Raw genomic sequence first — 24,392 nt, forward strand, 5'->3', positions numbered from 1 at the left:
GGTTTGATGAAAAGGTTCATAGGCTATTTTATCAAATACCCTGTTGCGGTAAACATTTTTATCATGGGCTTTTTGATATTTGGATTTTTGGGATATCAAAAGATGAATTCCTCATTCTTCCCATTGGCGGACGCCAGGACCATCCAAATAACGGTTGCTTATCCAGGGGCCTCTCCCGAGGAAGTGGAGGAAGGTATAGTGGAAAAAATAGAACGAAACCTCAAAGGAATATCCGGGATCGATCGGGTCAGTTCGGTTTCCCAGGAAAATAGCGCCTCGATCATCATAGAAACGTTGTCGGATTTTGACATTAATGTCATCCTGGATGAAGTAAAAAATGCGGTTGATAGAATCCCCTCTTTCCCCAAGACCATTGAGCCGCCGGTCATAGAGTCCGTATTGCCTACCCGGCCCGCAATCTCATTTATTGTTACCGGGGACGATATTCCCCTTCGTATTTTAAAGAAGTATGCCCAGGAAATTGAAGATGATCTATTGCGAATGGAGGGCATTTCCCAGGTTACCCTAAATGGATTTCCAGAAGAGGAAATAGAAGTGGCCATTGCCGAGGATAAAATGAGGGGATATGACCTAACTTTTGAAGAAGTGGCCCAATCCGTTGCAGAAGCAAATATTATACTGTCCGGGGGCGCCATTAAGACCATTGATGAAGAGTTTTTAATACGTGCGGACAATAAAGGGTATATCGCGAGCGAATTACAGGACATTGTTGTCAAGTCCACCATTGCGGGAAGCAAAGTCTATCTCAAGGATATTGCCTCCCTTAAGGATTCCTTTGATGAAAACCCGAATGCGATTTTTTATAATGGGGAACAAGCCATTCAAATTGACTTAAAAAACACAAACTCGGAAGACCTTATCGGCAGTGTTGCGGCCGTAAAGGAATACATAGCCGATTTTAACTTACAACATGACAATATTCGATTAAAGGAAACCTTCAACACGGCGGATTTGGTACAGGACAGGATTTCGCTATTGCTGGAAAATGCTTTGGTAGGGATGCTTTTGGTCCTTATCATTCTGTCTTTCTTTTTAAGGCCCACGGTTGCTTTTTGGGTGGCCTTTGGATTACCTATTTCCTTCTTCGGGATGTTTATCCTATTGCCAAACTATGGGGTGACCCTTAACATGCTATCCATGTTTGGGATGATACTGGTCATTGGGATTCTGGTGGATGACGGTATTGTGATCGCTGAAAACATTTATAGCCGGGCGGAGCAAGGGGATTCCCCAATTAAAGCGGCCGTTACGGGAACCATAGAGGTGTTAAAGCCTATTCTATCGGCCATAGCCACTACAATTCTGGCCTTTTCCATTTTCTTCTTCCTGGATGGTCAAATTGGCGACTTTTTTGAGGACATTGCCTTGGTCATCACCCTTACCCTTCTCGTTTCCTTAATAGAGGCCTTACTCATATTGCCCTCACACCTGGCCCATTCCAGGGATTTGAAGGACATCAATAAATTGAGCAGGTTCAATACCTACGGGGAGCGGTTTATGGACTATTTAAGGGACAGGATATATAGTCCCCTTTATAAAAAAACCCTCCAGAACAAATTTCTTTCTTTTTCCATTTTACTTTTTCTATTTCTCGTCACGCTTGGTGCAATATCAAGTGGTATCATCAAGCTAACATTCTTTCCTACCAATGCCAGTGACCAAATAGTTGCCTCCATTGATACCCCAAAGGGCACCAGTGAGCGGATTACGGATTCCCTTGCCTCTTTTGTGGAGGATAAAGTTTGGAAAGTCAATAGGGACCTGGGCCCCAATGAAGTAGGGGACTCCCATATCACTGGAACCATTAAGCGACTGGGTCCCACCGGTTCTTCCAGTAGTATCACGGTTAACCTTTCCCCAAGTGAAACCCGCTCCATTTCGTCGGTACAAATAACCGATAGGATACGTGAAGCGGTGGGCAACCAGGCAATGGTAGAAAAAATGACCTTTAATTCCGGGGCCAATGTTGGCGGCGCTCCCATTTCAGTTTCGTTGCAGGGCACGGATATCGAAAAAATCAATGGCGCCAAGGAAATGGTCTTTATGGAACTCAAGAAGAATCCGAACGTAAAGGATATTACGGATTCCAGTCCAAAGGGAATAAAGGAGATCAACCTGAAACTAAAGGAGAATGCGCAATTACTGGGCCTAAGCTATTCCAGTCTTATGGGGCAGGTCCGGAACGCTTTTTATGGAAACGAGGTACAACGGGTACAACGTGGTCAGGACGAAGTTAAAATTTGGGTACGCTACCAAAAGGAAAACCGTTCAACGATCAATGATATCAGTACCATTGAAATAAAGACCGCCAAGGGAAGGGTACCCCTATCACAGGTGGCTACCTATACCATAGAACGGGGAGAAACGGCCATCAATCATTTGGACGGTCTTAGGGAAGTTACCATTGAGGCGGATATCGCAAATCCTAAGGTGAGCACCACCGAAATAATGCAAGACCTCAGCACCAGGGTGGCCAAAGGGATTACCTCCAAATATCCCGAAGTGACCCTATCCACGGAAGGACAAAATAGGGAAGCAACAAAAATTACCGATTCCGTAGCGGCCGTTTTTCCGGGGATACTCTTCCTAATTTATGTGGTCATTGTCTTTGCCTTTAGAAGTTTTAGCCAGCCCTTTGTCCTTTTGGCCCTTGTGCCCTTTTCCCTGATTGGTGTGGCTTGGGGGCACTATTTGCATGGATTTTCGATGAGCATCCTTTCGTATCTGGGCATTATTGGACTTATAGGAATAGTGGTCAATGATGGTCTGGTATTTACCAATAAATTTAATTCGTTCCTAAAAGCGGGATTGCCGTTTAATGAGGCGCTGTACGAAACGGGAAGGGCACGTTTTAGGGCCATATTCCTTACCTCCATAACCACCATTGCGGGTCTCGCACCATTGATGTTGGAACGCAGTTTACAGGCCCAGTTTTTAATTCCAATGGCCATATCCATAGCCTATGGGATAGCAGTTGCCACGGTTCTTACACTATTTCTCTTGCCCATTTTCCTTTCCACTGTCAACGGATTAAAAGTGTCCCTTAAACAATTGACCACAGGAAAAAAACCCACAAGGGAAGAAGTGGAACGTGCCATTAAAGAACTAAAAGTTGAAAATGTTGAAGTTTAGTTTGTTGATCGGTTGTTTCCTGTTGATGGCCACGGCCATGGCCCAAAAGGTATTGACCATGGAGGAGGCCATTGCCATAGCGGTTAAGAACAACCATGATCTTCAGGTGGCAAGGAATAATACCAAAATTGCGGAAGTGGATGCCAGCTTGTTAAACAGTGGCTATCTGCCCAGCCTAAGTGCAAGTGGAGGGATAAGTTATTCCAATGAGAATCAAAATGTCACTTTCTCGGATGGAAATTCTGCGGCAATAGATGGTGCCGTTACCGAATCCTACAACGCTTCCATAACCGCGGAATACCTCATTTTTGATGGTTTGGTCAGGAAATTTACCCAAGATAGCAACCGGGCGAACTTTGATTTAAAGCAGCTACAGGAACGTCAACAAGTGGAAAACACCATTACCTCCATTTATGATGGTTTTTTTAACGTGGCCTTTCAGCAACAAGTGGTGGATAATCTCAAGGTGAACATGGAAAATTCGCGGGATCGTTTTATCCGCGCCAAAAACAACCTAAAGTACGGTCAGGGCACCTATCTGGACGAGCTAAATGCCCAGGTGGATTTAAACACCGATAGCATTAATTACAGGGAAGCCATAAAAGATTTAAAAAACCTAAAACGCAATTTAAATCTAGTTTTGGGCAGGGAAGTCAACACGGATTACATCGCGGATACGACGGTCGTTTTTGCATCGGAGTTACTGGAGGCCGAGGTATTGGAACAGGCCAATGAACATAATGTTCAAATGGTTCTGGCCCAACAGAATATTCTTCTCAGTGAAATAGATATTAAAATAAACAAAGCACAGTTCCTGCCCAAGATCAGTGGTAGTGGCTCCTATAGATGGAACGAAAACCAGAATCCGCCCACGTCCTTTGCATTGAGCAATGAAGCATACGGGGTAAACCTGGGTTTAAACGTTTCATGGAACATCTTTAATGATAGCAATGTTGCGCGGGTAAAAAAGGCGAAAATCACCAAAAAGAATAGGGAGATCGAGCTGGCCCGGCTGCAATATCAGATACAGACCGATGTGCTCAACGCTTTTGAAACGTACACCTTGGCGCGATACAAAATGGAAGCCGAACATAAAAATTTGGAAACCAATAGGCTAAACTTTATGCGGAGTCAGAAACAATATAATCTCCGACAGATTACCGCCGTAGAATTTCGACAGGCCCAAATCAATTTCTTCAATGCTTCAAACAATGCTTCCAAATCGAAATTTGATTTAAAGATTGCCGAAATCAACCTATTGCAATTAATGGGCAAGTTGATTTGAAAGGGAATCCTGGAGGGAACAAAAACGGTAAGACAGGAAGAAAGGAATGGATTTTGAACCAACAACTGACTTGTATCATAACCCGATTTTGACCTGTATTTTAATTTTGACTTTTCAACAAAGTCATTATGGAGCTCCTGATCGTTGCGGTGATCTTCCTTTTAATACTATCCCTTTTTGCCGGGCACTACCGTTTTTACCATATAACAGAAAAGGATAGGGACACACTTTTTAATCTATCAGGCAATACGGAGCTACCCGTGACCAAGGAAGAACTAAATGTACTGCCAAAAATTGTTAGGGCGTATTTGGTCAAAGCAAAGGTCGTGGGAAAGTGCAGGGATTGCCATCTTATCATAAAGCAAAGGGGGAGAATACGACAAAAAGAAGGGGGTAACTGGCTGGATTTTACTGCAAAACAGGTCATGACCTCCGTACCCCCGGGTTTTGTATGGGCGGCTAGAAGCTTCCCCATTTTTGTTAAGGACAAATGCATTAATGGCAAGGGAGAGGTCAGGGTAAGCTTTTTGGGACTAAGGGCCATGGGAGTACAACTATCCAGGGAAATCAATGAAAGTGCCCTGAACAGGTGTCTTGCCGAGCTTCCACTCTACCCAGTAGGTTTTTTGAGTCCGGCAATTCGTTGGGAGGAATTGGATGGGAAATCGGTAAGGGCCAAAATTAGCGTCGGGAGCACCCAAACGGAAGGAATATTCTTTTTTAATGACCATAGACTTATAGAGCGTTTTGAATCCATCCGGTACAAAGGGGACCTATTGGAACGGTTCACGGGCAAACTGGAAAATTACGAAACCCTGGAGGGTCTTTATGTGCCAACGAAAATGACTGCCATTTGGAATTTGGTCGAAGGTGATTTTGAATATTTCAACAGCGAAATTATAGACTATAGAATTGATTGAGTGGATTTCATAGACTATTACAAGGTGTTGGGGGTACCCAAAAACGCCAGTGCGGATGCCATTAAAAAAAGCTATCGAAAACTGGCCCGGAAATATCACCCCGATTTGAATCCCAAGAATACCGAAGCAGAAAAGAAGTTTAAACAAATAAACGAGGACTACGAAGTACTGTCCGATCCAAAGAAAACAAAGAAGCTGTTGTAGCCCTTGAAGCATTGCCAATATTGGAAAAAATGGTCCGGTTACATAAGGAATTGGATATCAACCCGGAAGGGCTGCATGCTATTCATCAACTGCTAAAGCAGATCCACACATTGGAACAAGAAGTGGAATTGCTCCAAAGGAAGCTGCGTAATTTGTATTTTTATCGGTAGTGGAAAGGTCAATTTATCCTGAGGTGTTGGTTTTTTCGTCCACTGTTCTTTTTGAATCCATTGTTTTGGTGTACTTCACCCCCATTTTTCGCAACTCCATTAGGGCACCGTCCATATCGCGATACGAGGCATATTCAAAACTTAAGGTTTTATTGTCCATATCGATTGTGGTCTTTTCCACATAGCCAATCCTATTAAGACGTTTGACAATTTTCCCCGCCCGATGGGAATCTTCCAGATTTATTACTTTTAAACGAATACGAAGCATTGGCAGTACGTAAAAACGGATTCGGAATTTAATCGTTTTTCTTATGCTGCAAAATGACCTGGGTCAACCATTCATGGATTAACTGATATAGGTCATTTCCTCGATTTACCGGTACACCTAGCTTAGTCTCAAAAATGGAAACTGTACTCTGCGCAATAGATTATTCCAAAAATGCCATCCCCACGCTCAAATTTGGTTATACCCTAGGTAGAAAGCTTGGGTTAAAATTGGTTGTACTCCATGTTTTCGATATGAATATAGGATTGGTAACCCCTATGAGTATGACGTTTGCCAAGTTGCAGAAAAAGGCATTTGAAGATGAGCTGCAAAAATTGTCCGATTTCTGCAAGACACATTTGGGCGTACTGCCCAAAAAAGGGCAATTGAGCGTTGTAGTCAGGGAAAATGCCATTCTTGAAGAAGAATTGATTGATGCCATCCATAGTTTTGATGCCCGGCTCCTGATTATGGGAATGAAGGGAAAAAGCGCCCTTAAGGATGCCATTATGGGCAGTAGCACAAAGAACATGATAACCAAGAGTACCTGCCCCTTAATTGCCATTCCCCCGGTTTTAAATCATTTTGAGATCAATAGTATTTCTTATGCCACAGATTTTGAGGAAAGCGATATCCACGCATTGGATTGGGTCACAAATACCTTGGCAAAACCATTAAAAGCGAAAATAAATGTGGTCCATATTGTCACGGATGAAGGGAATGATGCCAGGGACCAAATGGAATGGTTCAAGGAAATGTTGCAACAGAAAGTGGATTATAGGAAAATCAAGTATCATTTTATTAAAAACGACAATGTCTTCAAAGGACTACGCAATTACCTAAAAAAGGGCAAAAACCATCTTTTGGTCATGTTGGAACGCGGGCACAGGGGATTCCTGGAAACATTCACGGAGATTGACAAAGTAAAGCGGATGTCCTCCAAAGGGAATATTCCTCTTCTTAGCATCAATAAAAAGCGGATATAATGGTAAAATACATCCTGGTTCCATGGTGTCTCTTGTTTTTGTTATGTTGTCGAAATGATACTTCCGGACAATATCCATATCAGGTACCACAACAATTGGAAGATGGGATTGCTATTGGAACACTACAAGATGTTGGTATTGATTCAACTCGGATTTTTAAGGCATTGCGAAAAATCCAAAAGGGGAATTTTAATGAAATACATTCGGTGCTCCTCTATAAAAATGGACGACTGGTTTTGGAGGAGTATTTCCCAGGACATCGCTATCAGTGGGACGCTCCATCCCATCATGGCACGGTTGCGCATTGGAACCGCAATGAGTTGCATAGTGTAATGTCCGTGACCAAGAGTGTTACTTCCGCCCTCGTAGGTTTGGCCGTGGAGAAGGGATTCATTAAAAGTGTGAATCAGTCCATTTTTGACTTTTTGCCAGAGCACCAACACCTAAGGACCATAGAGAAGGAAGGCATTACAATTGAACATTTGTTGACCATGACCTCTGGACTGGATTGGGTCGAGTGGAATGCTCCATACAGTAGCCGCAGCAATCCAATGGTTGCTATTTGGTACGCCAAAAAAGACCCGGTCAGTTATATTTTGGAAGCGGAGCTGGTCCATGAGCCTGGCAGTTCCTTTTCCTATTATGGAGGCAGCCAGATTCTTTTGGGGGAAATCATCAGGAACGCTTCCCAAATGACCATTGCCGAATTTTCCCAAAAGCATTTGTTTGGACCTTTGGGGATAGCTGATTTTGATTGGTCCTTGCGATTTGGGAACGGGGTTTATGAATCTGCCGGAGCCCTGCGCCTAAAACCACGGGACATGCTCAAGATTGGCATTGTCTATCTAAATGAGGGCACATGGAAGGACAACCGTATCCTTTCCAAGGAATGGATTGGGAAAAGTAAGATTCCCTTTGGTCATAACTTGAATATTCAGGTTCCAGGGGAAGATATGGACGATACGGGGTATTCCTATTCCTGGTGGTTGGATGAGTTTCAGGTTTCGGGCATGCCCATAGCCACATTCCACGCCAGTGGATGGGGCGGTCAAAAAATTATTGTCATTCCCAAATTGGAAACTGTTGTTGTATTTACAGGGGGGAATTACACTTCAAAACCAAAGCCGTTCAAGATTTTGGAGCGCTATATTCTGCCAGCTATGGTAAAATAGGGACCTCACTTCAATTTAGGAATTCTGGCTTTTCTTTTAAAGTTATTGATGCCCTTTCATACTTCGGGTTTGCCGTGGTGATTTCAATAAGGAATAGGCGTATTGGTAAAAGACTGTTAAATCCCAAGCCTGATGACGCGCGTCATTTACCATTGCATTTGTGGAAGGTAACTTTATCCATATAAAACAGGAATACCATGAAAACGATTCTGTACGCTACCGATTGCGACCCCAAAAAGGCGACTGCTTTGAGATATGCTTATAGAATTAGCAAGATCTTAAAGGCAGAGTTACATGTGGTGCATGTTTACGATTTAATGCCCTTCACTACAGCTGCGGTGAGGTCCAGGGGTATCTTGGAAAGGAACTATTTCAAAGATCGGCACATCAGTTTATTCAACTATTGCAGGGAGCAGTTAAAATTTGAACTTGGCTCCCACAAGCCCTATTTTCATGTGGTAAGGAATAGTTCGGTGACCAGGGGAATTGCAGAAGTTGTACGGAAAATCAATGCCGATTTGGTCTTGGTGGGTGTCAAAAGCCCAAATACCCTTAGGGGCGTGTTTACCGGCAATATTGGAAATGAGCTGATGGGGATTTTGGAATGCCCATTGTTGATCCTTCCGGAAGATTTTGATTACCACGGACTTTCCACCCTACTTTATGCAACTGATTTTGAAGAAACGGATTTTTATGCCATAGAAAGTTTGGTAGCGTTTGCCGAACCTTATGGTGCCCTGATCAAGATTATCCATGTCCCAAGGGCAAAGGAATTCAATTTTGAAAGTAAGGCGAGATGGTTTAAGCAGACCCTTGCCCAGCGGATAGCCTATCCGGAAATTGTGTTTTCGGCCGAACGGGCCGAGGATGTGGAATCCGGAATACTTGATCATGTATCCAAGGATATGCCCGAGATGCTGGTTATGATGGAGCGGGAACACTCCTCCTTTTTGGATAGGTTTTTTCACAGGGATATGGTAAAGACCATGGAAGGGGAGATTTCGATACCACTGTTGGTTTTCAACAAAAAGGGCATTGAGGTAAAACTTACCGAGGAACCCACCGATAGCTTGCGCATGCAATGGGTTTAAGGCGTATGAAATCAATTTTTAAGATATAGGTCATCCATTAGGGCCCTTTATACCCGTTGTGCATAGAAGCGGACATAGTTATTTATATACAAAATGCACAACGGGTTGTTTTTCACTAAAGACCATGTTGGTTCCCAGTTCTGCTTTTTGGAACGCTCAATAAGACCAATGAACAGTTTGTTTTTTTGAAATACAGTACTGTACACCGTAATATCGGCAATCCCACTACCAAACCGTTGTCCTTTACTAACGGTTTAAGGTGGTCACGTCCTTATAACATTGTGGTAGGGGCCACATAGTTGGAGATATCAAATTTTCCACTCGTTTTTAGTGCATTAAAACCACCTTTGACATCAACCAGGTTTTCATAGCCCATGGAACGCAGAATGGAGATGAATACCATGGAACGATACCCACTTCTGCAATGGACATAATAGATTTTGTTCTTGTCTATTTCGGATAGGTTGTTCTTGAAATAATCAAGGGGTAGATTAATGGCATGCAGGACATGTTCCGTATTGTATTCGCTTTTTCGTCTAACGTCCAATAGGTCTACATGGTTTTCCTCCAACCTTTCCGGACCAATGGATTTTACGGTGTGCAGCTGCTTTCCTGCTTGTTCCCAAGCCCACATGCCCCCTTTTAGGTAACCAAGGGCATTGTCGAATCCTATTCTCGCCAATCGGATGGCTACTTCTTCTTCCTTGCCTTCCTCAGCAATGATCAGTATGGGGGTTTTTACATCAACAATGGTAGTGCCCACCCAGTTGGCAAAACTCCCATCCAATCCAATATTGAATGAACCCGGAATATGGCCCCTTGCAAACTTTTGGGCATCCCTGGTATCCAATAGTAGGGCCGATGTTTCTTCCCAGGCTGTTTCAAATGCTTCAATACCTAATGGGGTAGTTCCCTTTTCAATGACATGGTCAATGGCCTGATATCCTTTTATGTTCAATAGAACGTTCTGGGGGAAATAGCCTGGAGGTGGCGTTAATCCTGTTAAAATACTGTCGATAAACTGCTCCTTGGTCAATTTGGGATCAAGGGCATAGTTTGTCTCTTTTTGATGTCCCAAAGTATCTGTTGTTTCATTGCTCATCATTTTGCCACAGGCACTACCGGCACCGTGTCCGGGATAAACGATGACATCGTTTGGCAAGGGCATGATTTTGTTCCTAAGGGATTCAAATAGCAACCCGGCCAATTTTTCCTGGGTCAGCTCTGCAATGACCTTTTGTGCCAAATCTGGACGGCCTACATCGCCAATGAACAAGGTGTCTCCTGAAAACAATGAAGTTTCCCTGCCATTTTCGTCAATCAAGAGATAGCAACTGCTCTCCATGGTATGCCCTGGGGTGTGGATTAGACGGATTACGACATTTCCCAACCTAAACTCTTGCCCGTCCGTTGCTGAAATGAAATCGAATCCAGTTTTCATTTCAGTTGGTCCATAGACAATTTTTGCTCCTGTTTTTTGAGCGAGATCGATATGTCCCGAGACAAAATCCGCATGAAAATGGGTCTCAAATACATATTTGATCTGGGCATTGCGCTCTTTGGCCATTTTTATGTAGGGGTCCACTTCCCGCAAAGGGTCTATGATCGCCGCTTCACCATTGCTTTCTATATAATAGGCCCCTTGGGCCAGACAACCGGTATACATTTGCTCTACTTTCATAAGGATGTGTTTTTAAGCCAAGTAATTGATTTCTTGTTGGCCATACTGTTACATTGGTTACAAACCTCCAATAATTAAATTGGAAATTTGCTGATTAATGTCAGCCCAAACCATTAGGTATAATGGTATGGTACCGATAGGGTTCTTTAATGGAAACTGACCCAGATCATTTTCTTTGTGGTATTCAATGTTTACATTGGCCCGAACAATTTTACCCACCCCAAGGGTAAAATGAAAACCGGAATTGTTGGCAATGAAGTACGGTTGTATTGTTGGCATTGTCAAGAATCCAAAAAACCTTGGGCAAAATTGTTAGGTCAAGGCTCGTGATGAAGATGGTACCAGTAGGCCGAAACTAGGCTTGAATGGTATTGGACTACAGAACATGATAGCGTACGATTGGTTTGAAAGATGCTATCTTTTTCATGATGGGAACAGGAGGCTCCAGCCTCCTGTTCCTGTTTTTTGTGGCAGACGTTGGTTCATGATACCAAAAACGAATAAAGGTTTGCCCCACCGCATTTTGGAAAAAGGGAAGTGGGTTCCCGCCCCAAAAGCAAGGTTCTATTTTTTAAATGGTGGAGTGCGTTCTAAAGTTGTAATCGTTGCAATTCCCAGTTCCCTTCCTTCTTGATGGCAATGAGCTTTGGGCCCATTAGTTTTGAATGTATTTTGGGAAGGTCATATCGACTTTTTTTCATTTGGATATTGTACCTCCTTTTCAAAAACGTAACGATGTTCCCATCGGTATCCATAACAACTTCATGGAATCTGTACTCATAGATGTTGAGCTTAAATTCGTTTTGCCCTCTTGGGATTTTTTCAAAAATGACGCCCGTAGTATACCCATTCTTAAATGGCCGTACATTTAAGAATTCATGTCGTATCACCAGTTCCCCTTTGGTATTGATAAAGCCAAACACAGGGATATCGTCCACTTCTTTTTTCACCATGCAACGACCATTGGAAAAGTGTGGGTACGTTATCGCCAAGATGCCATTGTCCGAATCCACTTCTTTTCCGGTCCAATGCAGATCGTTTCTAAAATCGATGATAATGTTCCCTAAATCATCAATAAATGCCCATGCATCCCCTTGTCGTATAGCGGCCAATCCTTCGTGAAAGGGGGTCACTTCATCCAAGCTTTCGGGGAGTTGTGCGCTTACACTGGCACATAGTACTACTGCCATTACTACAAACATTCTTTTCATGACCTTAAATTTTAAGGGTTAGTTAGAGCCTGTTTGGGAATTTGTCAATTGTTTTCTTATGTCCCTTTTTGCGGCTAGCGCACCATCTGGTCCCTCTTTCAAAGGCCAAACCGTTGGCCTTTTCTTTCGGTCCTGTTAAAATTTTAGTCCATAACTATGGCTATGCTTTTCCATCGCACCGGCTCGCCCATAGCTTTCGCTATGTCGTGCCTCGTTCCGCACTAAAAATGGCCTATAACAATTCCTATCACAAATTCCCAAACAGGCTCTTAAAACATGAGATTTGAATACACCATGTTCTTTAATTCTTTTGGTAACGCATCCCGTATGTCCTGGAGCTCTCCCAGGGAAACGTATTGTCGCAAATAAATAAAGGTGGTCCTTATGTACTGTTCGGCCACTTCTTCGCTATATTCAAAGTCGTTCACGGCAGCGGGACCATCGTGCTTTCTCACTAAATCGATGAAATCCGGCATACGTTTTATCCGCAGCTTTTTCTTTTTACTGCTCCAGCCATGAACGTATGCACCCTTTATAAACATAGGTAGCTGGGCGATAAGCTGTAATGATTCTTGAATTGGGATAATATCCCGTAGGGCGTGGAGTACGGCAATGAGTATCCGTCCTGCTTTCTCGGTATTATCACCAAGGTTCATTGCTTTGGCATATCCTTTTAAGAACCTATTTCCTTCAGATGCATATTGATTAAAGTTTAGTGCCATTGACTTCCAAATTTCAGATCGTACAAATATTGCCATCAAGGGCCGCTTACAAAATGACCTGTATCATGGGGCAGTATGTATGGGCAATCTATTTTAGTGATTCCAAAAAGAGGACAACGCTTTTTTGGGTCAGCACCATGAAAACAATACTTGTACCCATCGACTTTTCGGAACATTCCCAAAATGCTTTGCAGGTAGCTTCGTTTTTGGCAAAACAACACCATGCAAAAATTATCCTCTTCCATATGATCGGAATATCGGAATCCGTGTTTGCCAAATCGGAACTGGAGGAAGAAGGGGAAGTAAAGTATTACTTGCAACTGGCCAAAAAGAAATTGAAGTCTTTTTTGGACAAATCGTATTTGCGGGATCTTAAGATAGAAACCATTATCCAAAACCTTAAGGATTTTAGTGAGGTATCAACGGTTGCCCAAGAGAAGCAAGCCGATTTGGTAGTAATGGGTTCCCATGGGGCCAGTACATTTCATGCATTTTTTGTGGGTTCAAATACGGAGAAGGTAGTGCGTACTTCCCATATCCCGGTTTTGGTCATAAAGTCAAAACATTCCAGTTTCCACATCAGAAAGATTTTGTTTGCAACGGATTTAAGTCCAGAAAGTGCTTTTGCCTATGGAAAAGTAAAGGCCTTGGCCAAAACGTTTCATGCGGAGTTGCCCATAGTTCATGTGAATACCATTGGCGCCAACTATAGAAGTAATTCCAAAATTCGGGAAGACATCGTTTCTTTCCGTGCACTATTGAAGGAAAACGTGGATGTTGAAATACATGATGACAGTACAGTGGAGGATGGAATATTCAACCATGCCATGAACATAAACGCAGATATTGTAGCATTATCCACCAGGGGGAGAAAGGGCTTGGCCCATTTCTTTCTGGGAAGCATAGGGGAAAACGTGGCAAATACGGTAAGACTCCCCGTGCTTACCATTAGGGCCCAATTAACCCCTAAAAAGTAATTGCAGCCTTCCCAACAATACCAACTCTGCTTTATTGCTCCCGAAAAAAGCGCCGGCTATTGCCCTTGCAGTGGACATGGTCAGGTTTTTGATCTCTTCGCTGAAAAGGGCTTTATTGGACCTATAAAAAGCTTCAAATTCCTCGTAGCATGTTTCGCTGTCTTTTTCATATTCCAATAGCCAATCAAAAACCGTTTCTATCTGGAAAGCGGCATCCGTTCCAAACTCATCCACGTTATCGTCCAGCGGCAACCAATGTTCCCTTACCAATTCCGTTAAGCATTCCATTTCTTTGGCATGTACGCTATAATCGGCCATGGCTATGGCATAGAATAGCTTTCCCAGGTTTTGATAGAATTCCTTGCTTTTTTTACTCTTGGCATCCAACATTTTCTTACCTTTTAAACTAAGTTTAAAATAACAAAAGATTCACTTTCCCTCTATGATGTAAATCAGTGTTTACCCAATTCCCAACCCATGAAGCTATTTGAGGAAAATGATATTTTTAGAATATTGTCGGAAGCGGTATCCGAAGGGATTCTCATTGTAAATGACAAACAACAGATTGTGGCCAGTAATTCCGTGGCCAATCAAATGTTCGGCTACTCGGGGGAGGAATTGAATGGGCAATTTCTTAAGGTTTTGTTACCAAGCAGTGCCCAGTCCATCCATGGAAAATATTTTGACGGTTTTTTGGAAAAGGGAAAACGAAGAAATATGGGTCTGGGGCTGGACTTGCAAGGGGTAAGGCAAGATGGGAGCGAATTCCCCCTGGAAATAGGACTCAACCCTTTTAAGCTATTACAAAAAAAATATGTAATGGCCCTGGTGGTCGATATCACCGAACGGAAAAAGGCGGAACAGGCCATAGGGCATTGGTTCCGTATTTTCAATGAGTCGCTCAATGAAATCTATGTATTTGACACCAAAACCCTGAAATTCGTAAATATCAACCACGGAGCCCAACTGAACCTTGGTTATACCCTAGAAGAACTTCATCAAATGTCCGTTTTGGATATTAAACCGGAATTGACCAGGGAAAGCCTAAAAAGACTTATTTGGCCCTTAACAAAAAACAAAAAGGACAAAATCGATTTTGAAACCATCCACAGAAGAAAGGACGGTACTACCTACCCTGTTGAGGTACATTTACAATTGTCATATATTGAGAAAAAAGAGGTGTGCGTGGCCATAGTACTGGATATCACGGATAGGAAGAACTATACCGAAAAGCTGGAGCACACCGTTGAGGAACGCACCCTTCAACTCAGGAAAGCACTCAAAAAAGAAAAGGAGTTGAACGAACTAAAGACAAAGTTCCTCTCTTTGGTGTCCCATGAGTTCAAAACTCCCTTGACCAGTATCCTGACCTCAATAACGCTCTTGTCCAAGTATACGGATTCCAATCAGCAGGAGAAAAGGGATAAACACATCAAGACCATAAAATCCAAGGTAAAATATTTGGACAATATCCTTTCGGATTTTCTTTCCATAGAACGATTGGAAACAGGAAAAGTAAGGTACAATACCACCACATTCCCTTTGAGCAAACTCGTCAATGAGGTCATTTATACCTCCAATTCCTTGCTTAAGGAAGGCCAACGTATCCTATATCCCAAAGGAATAGATGGCATAATGGTCACTTTTGATGAAAAGATCATGTCCCTGGCCCTGTCCAATCTCTTGCTTAATGCCATAAAATATTCTTCCGAAGAGACCAATGTGGAACTGGTGGTGGAAGAAACCGAGGATTGCCTTCTCATACATATCAGTGATCAGGGGGTAGGGATACCAAAGGAAGACCACCCCTTTATTTTTGATAGATATTACAGGGCCAGCAATGTTTTGACAACCCAAGGGACCGGAATTGGTTTAAACATTGCCAGACAGCATATTGTGAATTTAGGCGGAGAGATTTTATTTAAGAGCGAGCTTGGTCATGGCTCTACATTTACCTTAAAGATTCCCGTTAAATCAAAGAGCGATGAAAAAGATCCTGTTGGTTGAAGATGATATTTCCCTGAGGGAGAACATGGAAGAACTTTTGGACCTCTCCGGTTTTTCGGTTTGTGCGGTGGCCAATGGCCGGGCGGCCATAGCAATGGCCAAAAAGGAAATGCCAGATTTGATATTATGTGATATTATGATGCCGGAAATGGACGGCTATGCCGTTTTGGAACACCTTTCCGCTTCTCCAAAAACCTGTAAAATACCTTTTGTGTTCGTCTCGGCCAAAACCGAAAGGCATGACGTACGGAAAGGAATGGACCTGGGTGCGGACGACTATCTTACAAAGCCCTTTGAGGAGGAGGAATTACTGAACACCATCCATAGTAGACTAAACAAGGCAGAAGCACTTAACAATGCGTTTTCGGATTGGCGCACAACTAATGTCAAGAACTATGAAATAAGGACTTTGCATCAGTTGAAAAATTTTTTTGACGACCATGGGGAACTACTTTCCTTTAAAAAGGAAGAATCCATTTATAAAGAAGGGGACCACTCCAATAAAATATACCTCATACTTAAAGGTTCCGTAAAATGTTACAAACTGGACGAACAGGGCAAGGAATTGATAACATCGGTCTATGCCACCGATGAGTTCCTGGGGTTCACCTCATTAATGGACTATGTTCCTTATCAAGAGTTTGCCGTGGCGCTTGAAGATGTTGAACTCGCGGGGATTTCAAAGCCCCAACTCAAAACCATTTTGGAGGAAAACCAACATGTTTCCCTGGAGGTTTTGGAGGTGATGGTGGAGAGTATCGCCGAAATTAAAAAACAACTTTTACAAATGGCCTATAGCTCAGTACGAAAGCGCACGGCATATACGCTCTTACAGTTTGCCCGTGCCATGGGCAACAAAATGGGAAAACCCCTGAAAATTGCAAGAAGCGACCTGGCAGGGGCTGCGGGCGTGGCAACGGAAAGTCTTATAAGGACACTTTCGGATTTTAAGCAAGAGGGACTGATTGCCGTTGAAAATAGGAACATTATTATTTTGGATCCGGAAACACTTCAACATATTGGCTGAAATTGATATTTATCATTACAATTTGCATGCCGGTGCTATAATTTAGCATGGTTATTTTTTGTGATGAAAAATATTCTAGTCCCTACGGATTTTTCAGAGAATGCTGAAAATGCCTTTAGATATGCGCAGCATCTGTACAGGCCATTTCAATGCAATTTTTTTCTAACGCACATAGATGGCCAATTAAACGTTCAAAGCGGCTCTTTTGTCCCAATCAAAAAGGGAAACGGGACGAAAACCGCAAAACCTGCAAAGGAGATTCTGTCCGATCTTTTAACCAAAACAAAACGGGGAAATACCAATAAAGACCATTGTTTTTATGCGATATACGAGCACGGGTTCTTTATTGAATCCATTAAAAGACAATTGGAGGAACGTGAAATAGATTTAATTGTGATGGGCACGAAAGGGGTTTCCGGCCCAAAAGAAAAGGTGGTGGGAAGTAACACGGGTGATGTCATAACCAAGGTACAACACAACACCTTGGTAGTCCCCAATGATGTAGCGCTTTCCAAGCCAAGGGAAATCGCTTTTCCCACAGATTACAATATTTTTTATTCCCATGATATCCTGAGCGCAATCACCGAAATGCTTGAATTGAACAAGGCAGGTCTCAGAATAGTGAACGTGGGCAGAAAAGGTGCTGTGTTGAGCCATGAGCAAAAAGGGAACAAGGCATACCTGCTGGATTTTATGGAAGAGACCCATCCAAACAACTACAGTTTCCACACCTTCACCAATAAAAAGGTAAAATTGGCGATACAGGGTTTCGTAGAAAAGCGGGATGTGGAAATGATCATCATGGTGGCGAAGAACCTTAATTTCATACAACAACTACTTTTTGATTCCATTGTGGAGAAAATAAGTTTCCACTCCAAGGTCCCATTCTATGTAATCCACGATTGAGGTATTGACCCATATCATTTCCCAAGGAAATCCTTCCGGTTACTTTTGGAAAATAAGGGTCAAACATATGCGAACGGTACTTATACCAACGGATTTTTCGGAAAATGCACTGCAGGCACTTACCTATGCCCAGGAAATCTTTAAGTGCACAAGAACGGTTTTCTACCTACTGCATGCCTATGATGATAACCTATATGTCGACTCCGAAAAGTCAACCCCCAAGGATAGAAAACGAAAAAGTCAAGAGTTGTATAAGAGAACCGTGGAAAGCCTAAAAGTAGTGGTCGAACGGGCAGAAGGGTTACCACCAAACCCAAAACATAGCTTTGAAACCATAGCATCATCCGATAGTCTGGTGGATGCGGTCAATGATGCTGTAAACCGCCTCAATGTGGACATTGTGGTCATGGGTACCAAAGGCGGGACCAGCGATAATAAGACCATTTTTGGCAGTTATACGATTCAGGTCTTTAAATATGTGGTTTGCCCCGTTTTGGCGATTCCCGGGAAGGTAGAATTCAGGCCGCCAAAAAGAATCCTTTTTCCCACGGATTATATGGTCCCCTATAAAAGAAGGGAGTTAAAACTTTTGGGAGAGTTGGCCGGACAGTTCAAATCTGAAATCCATTTTTTATACCTATCCGATTTTGATGTGCTGAGCAATCGGCAGGTGGACAATAAACTGTTTTTAAAAGGGACACTTGACAAGGCCTACCTTTTTTTTGAAACCTCCAAAACACAGCATAAGGTAAATGCAATTTTGGAATGTATTGCTAAAAAGGAAATGGACATGCTTACCATGGTCAATTCCCGCCATTCCTTTTTTGAGGATATGCTATACCGATCATCTGTAGATGAATTGGGCATGAAGGTCAAGATTCCGTTCCTAGTAATGCAAAATTTACCGAGATAATACCAAAAACAATGAAAAAGATTCTCTTACCCACGGATTTTTCTAAAAATGCATGGAACGCCATAGGGTATGCCATGAAATTTCTAGAGGACGAAGAGTGCCTATTTTATCTATTGAATACCTATACGCCAGTAATCTATAGGGTGGATTATTTGATTGGGGGTCCTGCAGTAAGTGCCGTTCCCGATATTGGTATTGATGTTTCATTGGCGGGATTGGCGCGTTCCGTGGAGAAGATAAAAAAAGAGTACTCGAACCCCAAACATCGGTTTAAAACCATTTCAGAGTTCAATACGCTCACGGATGAGGTACTTAGGGTTTGTGGGGAGGAAGGTATCGATCTCATAATTATGGGCACGAAAGGGGCTACCGGGGCCAAGGAAATTTTCCTGGGTTCCAATGCCATACATGTGATACGGAAGACCAGGGTTCCCATATTGGTCATACCGGAAGGCTTTGCATACAAGCATTTGGAAGCCGTACTCTTCCCAACAGATTATTTAAGCCAGTACAATCCAGAAAACATGGCCCCTTTATTTGAAATCATGGAAAAGGGCAGTACCCTTCTGCATATTGTCCATGCAGAGGAGGAGAAACTGGCCATTGCCCAAATGGAAAATAAGGAACAACTTAAAAAACTGGTAAACCATATGCCCAGTCTTTTTGAAGATGTAACCGATGGATATATGCCCAATATTGTCCACTCCTACGTAGAAAAGCACAACATTGATTTAGTGGTTATGATGAACAAAAGGCACAGCTTTCTTCGGCGCCTACTGTTTAAGCAGAATATTGATCAAGTAGGATACCATTGCGCTGTTCCATTTATGGTTTTACCGGATACTTCATAAAAAAGTAGTGACATGAAACATATTCTATTGCCAACGGACTTCTCAGAAAATGCATGGAATGCCATTTTCACGGCTATAAAGCTCTATGCCAACTTTACCTGTAAATTTTATGTTTTAAACTGTTATGCCCTGGAAGGTCGAAATATAGGGGGCTTTAAGAGCACGGTGCGATCCGGAATGGTGTACAAAGCCCTTAAAACCACCTCACAGACCGGACTGGCGGAAATCATGCAATATGTAAAGGAAAACCAAACCGATCCAAATTATCAATTTGAAACCATATCCTATTCCGGGGATTTGGTCTCGGGCATCAAAAACAGCATATCAAAGTATGATATTGAAACCATAGTAATGGGTACTAAAGGGGCAACAGGGGCCAAAAGCATCTTTTTGGGCAGTAATACGGTGAATACATTAAAAAGAATTAAAAACTGTGTCTTGATCGCCGTTCCCAAAAAATTTGATTTTAAGGCGTTGAAATCTGTGGTACTGCCTACGGAATATACCCATTTCTTTCCTAAACCTGTATTTAAACCCTTATTGGAACTGATCGGTATCGAAGATACCGAAGTAAAGATATTTCATGTCGCCCAGGAGTTTAAGATGAACGCGCAGCAGGAAGCCAACAAAGCCATTTTAAAAAAGCGGTTGAAAGGGTATGCCCACTCCTTTTATAAGGTGACCATAAAATCCACTGTGGCCAGGGCCATCCGGGATTTTTCCGAAGCGCAAAATGCAGATTTGATCGTCCTGACCAACTATTCCCACACGTTTCTGGAAAAAATCACCCAAGAACCTGTGGTAAGGAAAATGATGTTCAAAAGTAGTAAACCCATTATGGTATTGCCCGACCTTGAAGGGTAATTTGAGGTAAAGAAATGTAGGGTGCGACCAATGGTTGCATTGGGAAAATGGGTTCAATGAAAGGGCCGTTGCGATTTCATTTTGTTGTTGTCACAATAGCTGGTGTATAATTCCAAAGCATTCTTGACCAATTCAACTTCCAGCGATAAAAACTCGATATCTTTTTTTAGGTGGGGTTTGTCCTCCTTTTTAATATGCTCACCACACCTCCCGATCATGAGGTCAAGGCGATGTTCGGTATCAATTAAGGAGGAACAGATTTCCCTTACTTCATCCAAGTGTTCCAATGAAGATGTGGATGCAAAAATGACGTTTAGCTTTTCCCTTAGCGAAGTAATCATTTTCCGCTTTTGTAGTAGCACATATAAAGGGGAGTCAGTGCTTTTGCTATTGGTTGCCGAGGTAATGGAATTGGTTTTTCCCATGATGGATTCTTTGGCTGCAAGGTAAGTTCGCAAACATGTTTAAGAAATGATCTGGGTCATTATCCGTAGCGTGCAGAGGGGAACTCCTTTTTGATCGCAAGGCATCCCAATAATTCCTGATCAAGTATTCCCTTTTTGGTACTGAAGTTGTAAAAGTGCACAGTTCCGACAATTGACCAAAATCATGGCACATTGTTCCGATCAAAACTATTTTACAATCATGATTTTAAGTTTTTAGGTTATGATGAACATTCTTTTGCCTACGGATTTTTCTGAAAATGCCTTTGAGGCTGCCTGCTACGGCCTTCATCTTTTGCAAGGGGAAACCTGTGTATTTTATGTAATGCACACCTATACCCCGCCCATATATCGAGTGGATTATGTTATGGGAAGTCCAGGTCAATTGGGTCTACCGGACGACCATCAGTATTTTGCCGAAACGAACCTGAGGGGATTTGTGGACAGATTGGGGAAGGAATTCAAAAATACCAAGCACACTTTTATACCGCATTCGGCCTTTAATACATTGGCAGATGAAACCGTGCGTATGGTAAAAAATGAAAACATAGACTTGATCATTATGGGAACCCAAGGGGCCACTGGGGCCAAGGAGCTGTTTTTTGGCTCCAATGCCCTTCATATCATAAAAAAGGCAACAACGCCCGTCTTGGTGATTCCCTCCAACACTCAATTTACACCCCCAAATGTGATTTTATTTCCAACGGATCTGGAAATCGATTTTAAACAAGCACAACTCAATGTTTTGTTTGGCCTTTCCCAATTGTGGAATGCGAAAATCCACATACTCCACCTCACTGCTCCGGAGGGTCTGGACGAAGTGCAATTCCATAACCGGAAGAAGTTGAAGGAGCTTCTCCAATATACCAGTTTTGTGTATCACGATTTACCGGACCAGGAGCTATTGGTCGCCATTGACCATTTTCACAAGGAACATAAAATGGATATCCTCGCCATGGTACAGAACAAACACACCTTTTTGGAACGTCTGTTCATTATGCCCATCATTAAAAATATTGGCCTGCACAGCCTTGTTCCGTTTTTGGTATTGCCCTATATGGACAAACCCGATTAAGATTTTGCACAATGACCGTTAAAAATGGGGAATTGATTCAGATCATGGTAAACAACGGGACCTCGGACTAGTTTTATGGCCAAAGCAATAGTATATGAACAAGAGAATTTTACTTCCCACGGACTATTCCAAGAATGCATTGAACGCAATTCGCTATGCGCAAAGACTTTACAAGGATGTTAGTTGTGATTTTTATTTGCTCAACACCTATCAGGTATCCGGATATGCCTTGGACAGTATGATGGTCCCCGAACCAGGGGAACAACTTTATGAGACCTTTAAAAGAAAGTCCGAAGAGGGAATGGACCGCTTATTGGGGATGCTCCATCCAGAGTTGGACAACCCCAAACACCATTTTGAAACCAGGTGCGAATTCAATAGCCTTATTGAAGCCGTTAGACATATGGTGGCCAAAAAGGATATTGATACCATTATCATGGGGACCAAAGGATTAACGGGGTCCAAAGCCAGGATTTTTGGGACCCATACGGTTAAGGTTATGGAGTCCATAAAGGCATGCCCCGTTATTGCCATTCCGGAAAGTCCGGTTTTCCAGCCGCCAAGGGAAATCCTGTTTCCAACGGATTATAGGACCAATTTCAAAAAAAAGGAGATGCAGTACCTCATAGAGATTGCAAAACTGCACGACTCCAGAATCAATGTACTCCATATTGATCAGGATAAAGATGGAAAGCTCAATAAAGAAGAGCAGACCAACAGACTGCTTTTACAGGATATTTTGGATGGCACGGATTATGAGATGCATTTTTTGCCTGCCGTTAAATTGGTAAAGGGGATCAATGTATTCATGGAAAGCAGAAATTGTGATATGCTGGCCTTTTTAAACCGAAAACACCTCTTCTTTGGAAGCATACTTTCCAACCCCTTGGTAAAGGAAATAGGATATGAACCCAAAGTACCGATTCTTGAATTGAACGATAACCCATAAGAAACACCCATGAGAAAAATAGGAATTTGGCTGGATAAGGAAAAAGCCCTCATCCTAAGCTTGGAAAAAAATGAGGAACACTTTGAAACCGTTTCTTCGGAATTGGAATTCTTTAATCCTAAGGGTGGCTCGCGCTCCAAAACAAGATGGGGCCCGCAGGACGTGGTTCAGGACAGCAAGTATTTGGAACGGGAAAAACACCAGTTGAACAGGTATTTTGAAAATATAGTGCAGTCCCTGGGGGCGGTTGGGGAATTGGCCATTTTTGGACCTGCAGAAGCTCCCGAAAAGTTCTTTAAGATGCTCACGGAAAAACATCCTAACATGGCAAAAAAGGTCAAGACCATGGAAAAGGTGGATAGCATGACCGAAAACCAGGTTAAGGCATTGATCAGGGATTGCTTCAGGACCAAAACATAGCGGTTTCCCTTTTAAGGGGATGGCTCTGGTCGATAAAACTATAAACTTCGGAAAGGTCGTATGCTGCACAATACCAATGCTATTGATTTAAATCATTTTGCAAAATTGTACGGTTCGCTACCTTCATTTCCCACGTAAAAGGAAAATTTTGGAGGAAAAAGGTCAAGAAAGGGGAACACAGGAACTGTATCTGGAACTACAGCGATGGAGTTCCCATATCCATTTTATAGAGGACGAGATGCACTTTATCAACAGGCTGCTGAATTCCTATGTCTTTGAACCTACAACCCCTAATCTTTTTGAACGGTTGGCGCTTTTTAAGCAAAACTTTGAACGGTCAAAAAAACAAAAGCAGAAGATAAAAAAACGAATACTGGAACATCAGGGAAAAATTGCCGGAATTCTGGAATGTTCCCCTAAAACCTGTGATTTGGCCTATTCCAGGGCACATAAGAACCTGAAACAGAAAATAGATCGGTATTTTGAGGAGTACCTGCTGCTCAAATCCGAGATATACGGTTATGCAGGCTCCGTACTGAAAAGGAGAAAACCCGTAAAGTGACACAGATCATTTCACTCGTACGGTTTCTGTATAAATTGAAATTACATATTCATTAATCCAAAACAATAGTATTATGTCACTTATTAAATTTAAAGGAAGCCGATTTCCATGGAACGAAAGTGTTTTTGATTTTTTCAATCAAGATACGTTCATCAATGATGATTTTTTCAACCTTGAAAAGTCCATGCCTTCAATGAACGTAAAAGAACATGAAAATGATTTTGAGATAGAACTGGCGGCCCCGGGATTTGAAAAAAAGGATTTTGAAATCACCATGAAAGATGATGTTTTGGAAATTTCCGCCCATAAAAAAGTAGCGGAAACCAAAAAGGAAGAGGATTACACCCGAAGGGAATTCAGCTATAATTCCTTCAAAAGAAGTATGCAGTTGCCCAGCTCGGTAGATCAATCCAAAGAAGTAAGGGCCACTTATAAAAACGGTATTTTAAGATTGGACCTTTTAAAAATGGAAGAAGCCAAAGAGAAACCCAAAAGAATTATTGAGGTGGTTTAGACAGGTGATGAATGCGGCAAATGG

General features: G+C 42.4%; 26 protein-coding genes and 1 pseudogene. 20 read left to right on the plus strand and 7 right to left on the minus strand.

Annotation, left to right across the window (positions count from 1 at the left end; translation table 11 throughout):
* Positions 1-6: 6 nt before the first annotated feature.
* The 5 genes and pseudogenes from L0P88_RS10700 (at position 7) to L0P88_RS24130 (ending at position 5,732) form a co-directional block, all read left to right on the plus strand.
* Positions 7-3,153: an efflux RND transporter permease subunit gene (locus L0P88_RS10700; RefSeq protein WP_247134562.1), complete on the plus strand. Its 3,147-nt coding sequence runs from the start codon at positions 7-9 to the stop codon at positions 3,151-3,153.
* Positions 3,140-4,438: a TolC family protein gene (locus tag L0P88_RS10705; protein WP_247134563.1), complete on the plus strand. Its 1,299-nt coding sequence runs from the start codon at positions 3,140-3,142 to the stop codon at positions 4,436-4,438. Before L0P88_RS10700 ends, L0P88_RS10705 begins: the two co-directional genes overlap by 14 nt.
* A gap of 128 nt (positions 4,439-4,566) precedes the next feature.
* Positions 4,567-5,358, plus strand: coding sequence for a DUF6544 family protein (locus L0P88_RS10710; protein WP_247134564.1), 792 nt, complete (start codon positions 4,567-4,569; stop codon positions 5,356-5,358).
* A pseudogene (locus L0P88_RS10715) lies at positions 5,359-5,553 on the plus strand (DnaJ domain-containing protein); the annotation flags it as partial.
* Between the two features lie 38 nt (positions 5,554-5,591).
* On the plus strand, positions 5,592-5,732 hold the full coding sequence (locus L0P88_RS24130; protein WP_409557715.1) for a chaperone modulator CbpM: 141 nt from the start codon (positions 5,592-5,594) through the stop codon (positions 5,730-5,732).
* A 13-nt stretch (positions 5,733-5,745) separates the two neighbouring features.
* On the opposite strand, the gene L0P88_RS10720 is transcribed toward L0P88_RS24130, so the two are convergent.
* Positions 5,746-6,000 carry a hypothetical protein gene (locus tag L0P88_RS10720; RefSeq protein ID WP_247134565.1) on the minus strand — a complete coding sequence of 85 codons (255 nt, stop codon included), beginning with the start codon at positions 5,998-6,000 and terminating at the stop codon, positions 5,746-5,748.
* A 134-nt stretch (positions 6,001-6,134) separates the two neighbouring features.
* On the opposite strand from L0P88_RS10720, the gene L0P88_RS10725 reads away from it, so the two are divergent.
* The 3 genes from L0P88_RS10725 (at position 6,135) to L0P88_RS10735 (ending at position 9,246) form a co-directional block, all read left to right on the plus strand.
* Complete coding sequence (locus L0P88_RS10725; protein ID WP_247134566.1) at positions 6,135-6,983, plus strand: universal stress protein; 849 nt, start codon at positions 6,135-6,137, stop codon at positions 6,981-6,983.
* Positions 6,983-8,155, plus strand: coding sequence for a serine hydrolase domain-containing protein (locus tag L0P88_RS10730; RefSeq protein WP_247134567.1), 1,173 nt, complete (start codon positions 6,983-6,985; stop codon positions 8,153-8,155). The genes L0P88_RS10725 and L0P88_RS10730 overlap by 1 nt, the downstream gene beginning before the upstream one ends.
* Before the next feature lie 197 nt (positions 8,156-8,352).
* Positions 8,353-9,246, plus strand: a complete 894-nt coding sequence (locus L0P88_RS10735; RefSeq protein WP_247134568.1) for a universal stress protein — start codon at positions 8,353-8,355, stop codon at positions 9,244-9,246.
* A 271-nt stretch (positions 9,247-9,517) separates the two neighbouring features.
* On the opposite strand, the gene L0P88_RS10740 is transcribed toward L0P88_RS10735, so the two are convergent.
* The 4 genes from L0P88_RS10740 to L0P88_RS10755 all read right to left on the minus strand — a co-directional run bounded on the left by L0P88_RS10740 (position 9,518) and on the right by L0P88_RS10755 (position 12,860).
* On the minus strand, positions 9,518-10,927 hold the full coding sequence (locus L0P88_RS10740; RefSeq protein ID WP_247134569.1) for an MBL fold metallo-hydrolase: 1,410 nt from the start codon (positions 10,925-10,927) through the stop codon (positions 9,518-9,520).
* Positions 10,928-10,984: 57 nt separating this feature from the next.
* The gene (locus L0P88_RS10745) at positions 10,985-11,206 is read right to left on the minus strand and encodes a hypothetical protein (RefSeq protein WP_247134570.1); all 222 of its coding nucleotides are present in this window, start codon (positions 11,204-11,206) and stop codon (positions 10,985-10,987) included.
* A gap of 311 nt (positions 11,207-11,517) precedes the next feature.
* Positions 11,518-12,138 carry a WG repeat-containing protein gene (locus L0P88_RS10750; RefSeq protein WP_247134571.1) on the minus strand — a complete coding sequence of 207 codons (621 nt, stop codon included), beginning with the start codon at positions 12,136-12,138 and terminating at the stop codon, positions 11,518-11,520.
* 269 nt (positions 12,139-12,407) lie between these two features.
* A complete protein-coding gene (locus L0P88_RS10755; protein ID WP_247134572.1) occupies positions 12,408-12,860 on the minus strand; it encodes a DUF2267 domain-containing protein in 453 nt (150 codons plus the stop codon).
* Between the two features lie 65 nt (positions 12,861-12,925).
* On the opposite strand from L0P88_RS10755, the gene L0P88_RS10760 reads away from it, so the two are divergent.
* Entirely contained in the window at positions 12,926-13,837 is a 912-nt protein-coding gene (locus L0P88_RS10760; protein ID WP_247134573.1) for a universal stress protein, read from the plus strand.
* Here L0P88_RS10760 and L0P88_RS10765 read toward each other — a convergent pair.
* A complete protein-coding gene (locus tag L0P88_RS10765; RefSeq protein ID WP_247134574.1) occupies positions 13,820-14,227 on the minus strand; it encodes a hypothetical protein in 408 nt (135 codons plus the stop codon). The genes L0P88_RS10760 and L0P88_RS10765 overlap by 18 nt on opposite strands.
* An 87-nt stretch (positions 14,228-14,314) precedes the next feature.
* Here L0P88_RS10765 and L0P88_RS10770 point away from each other — a divergent pair, with 87 nt between their 5' ends.
* From L0P88_RS10770 to L0P88_RS10795, 6 genes are all read left to right on the plus strand, one after another.
* Positions 14,315-15,844: a PAS domain-containing sensor histidine kinase gene (locus L0P88_RS10770; RefSeq protein WP_247134575.1), complete on the plus strand. Its 1,530-nt coding sequence runs from the start codon at positions 14,315-14,317 to the stop codon at positions 15,842-15,844.
* Entirely contained in the window at positions 15,822-16,871 is a 1,050-nt protein-coding gene (locus tag L0P88_RS10775; RefSeq protein ID WP_247134576.1) for a response regulator, read from the plus strand. The genes L0P88_RS10770 and L0P88_RS10775 overlap by 23 nt, the downstream gene beginning before the upstream one ends.
* 63 nt (positions 16,872-16,934) lie before the next feature.
* Positions 16,935-17,777: a universal stress protein gene (locus L0P88_RS10780; RefSeq protein WP_247134577.1), complete on the plus strand. Its 843-nt coding sequence runs from the start codon at positions 16,935-16,937 to the stop codon at positions 17,775-17,777.
* A gap of 67 nt (positions 17,778-17,844) precedes the next feature.
* The gene (locus L0P88_RS10785) at positions 17,845-18,690 is read left to right on the plus strand and encodes a universal stress protein (protein ID WP_247134578.1); all 846 of its coding nucleotides are present in this window, start codon (positions 17,845-17,847) and stop codon (positions 18,688-18,690) included.
* Between the two features lie 11 nt (positions 18,691-18,701).
* Positions 18,702-19,541: a universal stress protein gene (locus L0P88_RS10790; RefSeq protein WP_247134579.1), complete on the plus strand. Its 840-nt coding sequence runs from the start codon at positions 18,702-18,704 to the stop codon at positions 19,539-19,541.
* A 12-nt stretch (positions 19,542-19,553) separates the two neighbouring features.
* Positions 19,554-20,405: a universal stress protein gene (locus L0P88_RS10795; RefSeq protein WP_247134580.1), complete on the plus strand. Its 852-nt coding sequence runs from the start codon at positions 19,554-19,556 to the stop codon at positions 20,403-20,405.
* Between the two features lie 53 nt (positions 20,406-20,458).
* Here L0P88_RS10795 and L0P88_RS10800 read toward each other — a convergent pair whose 3' ends face one another.
* Positions 20,459-20,830, minus strand: coding sequence for a hypothetical protein (locus tag L0P88_RS10800; protein ID WP_247134581.1), 372 nt, complete (start codon positions 20,828-20,830; stop codon positions 20,459-20,461).
* Between the two features lie 241 nt (positions 20,831-21,071).
* On the opposite strand from L0P88_RS10800, the gene L0P88_RS10805 reads away from it, so the two are divergent.
* The 5 genes from L0P88_RS10805 to L0P88_RS10825 all read left to right on the plus strand — a co-directional run bounded on the left by L0P88_RS10805 (position 21,072) and on the right by L0P88_RS10825 (position 24,368).
* Positions 21,072-21,923 (plus strand): universal stress protein, encoded by an 852-nt coding sequence (locus tag L0P88_RS10805; RefSeq protein WP_247134582.1) that lies wholly within the window; start codon positions 21,072-21,074, stop codon positions 21,921-21,923.
* A 94-nt stretch (positions 21,924-22,017) separates the two neighbouring features.
* Positions 22,018-22,872, plus strand: a complete 855-nt coding sequence (locus tag L0P88_RS10810; protein WP_247134583.1) for a universal stress protein — start codon at positions 22,018-22,020, stop codon at positions 22,870-22,872.
* A gap of 9 nt (positions 22,873-22,881) precedes the next feature.
* Positions 22,882-23,292 carry a hypothetical protein gene (locus L0P88_RS10815; protein ID WP_247134584.1) on the plus strand — a complete coding sequence of 137 codons (411 nt, stop codon included), beginning with the start codon at positions 22,882-22,884 and terminating at the stop codon, positions 23,290-23,292.
* Positions 23,293-23,440: 148 nt separating this feature from the next.
* The gene (locus L0P88_RS10820) at positions 23,441-23,854 is read left to right on the plus strand and encodes a hypothetical protein (RefSeq protein ID WP_247134585.1); all 414 of its coding nucleotides are present in this window, start codon (positions 23,441-23,443) and stop codon (positions 23,852-23,854) included.
* 73 nt (positions 23,855-23,927) lie between these two features.
* Positions 23,928-24,368: an Hsp20/alpha crystallin family protein gene (locus tag L0P88_RS10825; protein WP_247134586.1), complete on the plus strand. Its 441-nt coding sequence runs from the start codon at positions 23,928-23,930 to the stop codon at positions 24,366-24,368.
* Positions 24,369-24,392 lie beyond the last annotated feature (24 nt).

Source organism: Muricauda sp. SCSIO 64092 (assembly GCF_023016285.1).
GTDB lineage: Bacteria > Bacteroidota > Bacteroidia > Flavobacteriales > Flavobacteriaceae > Croceivirga.

Excerpts from the sequence above, each read along its gene's own strand:
- L0P88_RS10740 (WP_247134569.1), bottom strand. The coding sequence starts at position 10,927 with ATGAAAGTAGAGCAAATGTATACCGGTTGTCTGGCCCAAGGGGCCTAT.
- L0P88_RS10800 (WP_247134581.1), bottom strand. The coding sequence starts at position 20,830 with ATGGGAAAAACCAATTCCATTACCTCGGCAACCAATAGCAAAAGCACT.
- L0P88_RS10825 (WP_247134586.1), top strand. The coding sequence starts at position 23,928 with ATGTCACTTATTAAATTTAAAGGAAGCCGATTTCCATGGAACGAAAGT.
- L0P88_RS10810 (WP_247134583.1), top strand. The coding sequence starts at position 22,018 with ATGAACAAGAGAATTTTACTTCCCACGGACTATTCCAAGAATGCATTG.
- L0P88_RS10780 (WP_247134577.1), top strand. The coding sequence starts at position 16,935 with ATGAAAAATATTCTAGTCCCTACGGATTTTTCAGAGAATGCTGAAAAT.
- L0P88_RS10775 (WP_247134576.1), top strand. The coding sequence starts at position 15,822 with ATGAAAAAGATCCTGTTGGTTGAAGATGATATTTCCCTGAGGGAGAAC.
- L0P88_RS10785 (WP_247134578.1), top strand. The coding sequence starts at position 17,845 with ATGCGAACGGTACTTATACCAACGGATTTTTCGGAAAATGCACTGCAG.
- L0P88_RS10700 (WP_247134562.1), top strand. The coding sequence starts at position 7 with ATGAAAAGGTTCATAGGCTATTTTATCAAATACCCTGTTGCGGTAAAC.
- L0P88_RS10805 (WP_247134582.1), top strand. The coding sequence starts at position 21,072 with ATGATGAACATTCTTTTGCCTACGGATTTTTCTGAAAATGCCTTTGAG.
- L0P88_RS10770 (WP_247134575.1), top strand. The coding sequence starts at position 14,315 with ATGAAGCTATTTGAGGAAAATGATATTTTTAGAATATTGTCGGAAGCG.
- L0P88_RS10730 (WP_247134567.1), top strand. The coding sequence starts at position 6,983 with ATGGTAAAATACATCCTGGTTCCATGGTGTCTCTTGTTTTTGTTATGT.
- L0P88_RS10745 (WP_247134570.1), bottom strand. The coding sequence starts at position 11,206 with ATGCCAACAATACAACCGTACTTCATTGCCAACAATTCCGGTTTTCAT.
- L0P88_RS10755 (WP_247134572.1), bottom strand. The coding sequence starts at position 12,860 with ATGGCACTAAACTTTAATCAATATGCATCTGAAGGAAATAGGTTCTTA.
- L0P88_RS10815 (WP_247134584.1), top strand. The coding sequence starts at position 22,882 with ATGAGAAAAATAGGAATTTGGCTGGATAAGGAAAAAGCCCTCATCCTA.
- L0P88_RS10760 (WP_247134573.1), top strand. The coding sequence starts at position 12,926 with ATGGGGCAGTATGTATGGGCAATCTATTTTAGTGATTCCAAAAAGAGG.
- L0P88_RS24130 (WP_409557715.1), top strand. The coding sequence starts at position 5,592 with ATGGTCCGGTTACATAAGGAATTGGATATCAACCCGGAAGGGCTGCAT.
- L0P88_RS10750 (WP_247134571.1), bottom strand. The coding sequence starts at position 12,138 with ATGAAAAGAATGTTTGTAGTAATGGCAGTAGTACTATGTGCCAGTGTA.
- L0P88_RS10705 (WP_247134563.1), top strand. The coding sequence starts at position 3,140 with ATGTTGAAGTTTAGTTTGTTGATCGGTTGTTTCCTGTTGATGGCCACG.
- L0P88_RS10710 (WP_247134564.1), top strand. The coding sequence starts at position 4,567 with ATGGAGCTCCTGATCGTTGCGGTGATCTTCCTTTTAATACTATCCCTT.
- L0P88_RS10725 (WP_247134566.1), top strand. The coding sequence starts at position 6,135 with ATGGAAACTGTACTCTGCGCAATAGATTATTCCAAAAATGCCATCCCC.
- L0P88_RS10795 (WP_247134580.1), top strand. The coding sequence starts at position 19,554 with ATGAAACATATTCTATTGCCAACGGACTTCTCAGAAAATGCATGGAAT.
- L0P88_RS10765 (WP_247134574.1), bottom strand. The coding sequence starts at position 14,227 with ATGTTGGATGCCAAGAGTAAAAAAAGCAAGGAATTCTATCAAAACCTG.
- L0P88_RS10735 (WP_247134568.1), top strand. The coding sequence starts at position 8,353 with ATGAAAACGATTCTGTACGCTACCGATTGCGACCCCAAAAAGGCGACT.
- L0P88_RS10790 (WP_247134579.1), top strand. The coding sequence starts at position 18,702 with ATGAAAAAGATTCTCTTACCCACGGATTTTTCTAAAAATGCATGGAAC.
- L0P88_RS10720 (WP_247134565.1), bottom strand. The coding sequence starts at position 6,000 with ATGCTTCGTATTCGTTTAAAAGTAATAAATCTGGAAGATTCCCATCGG.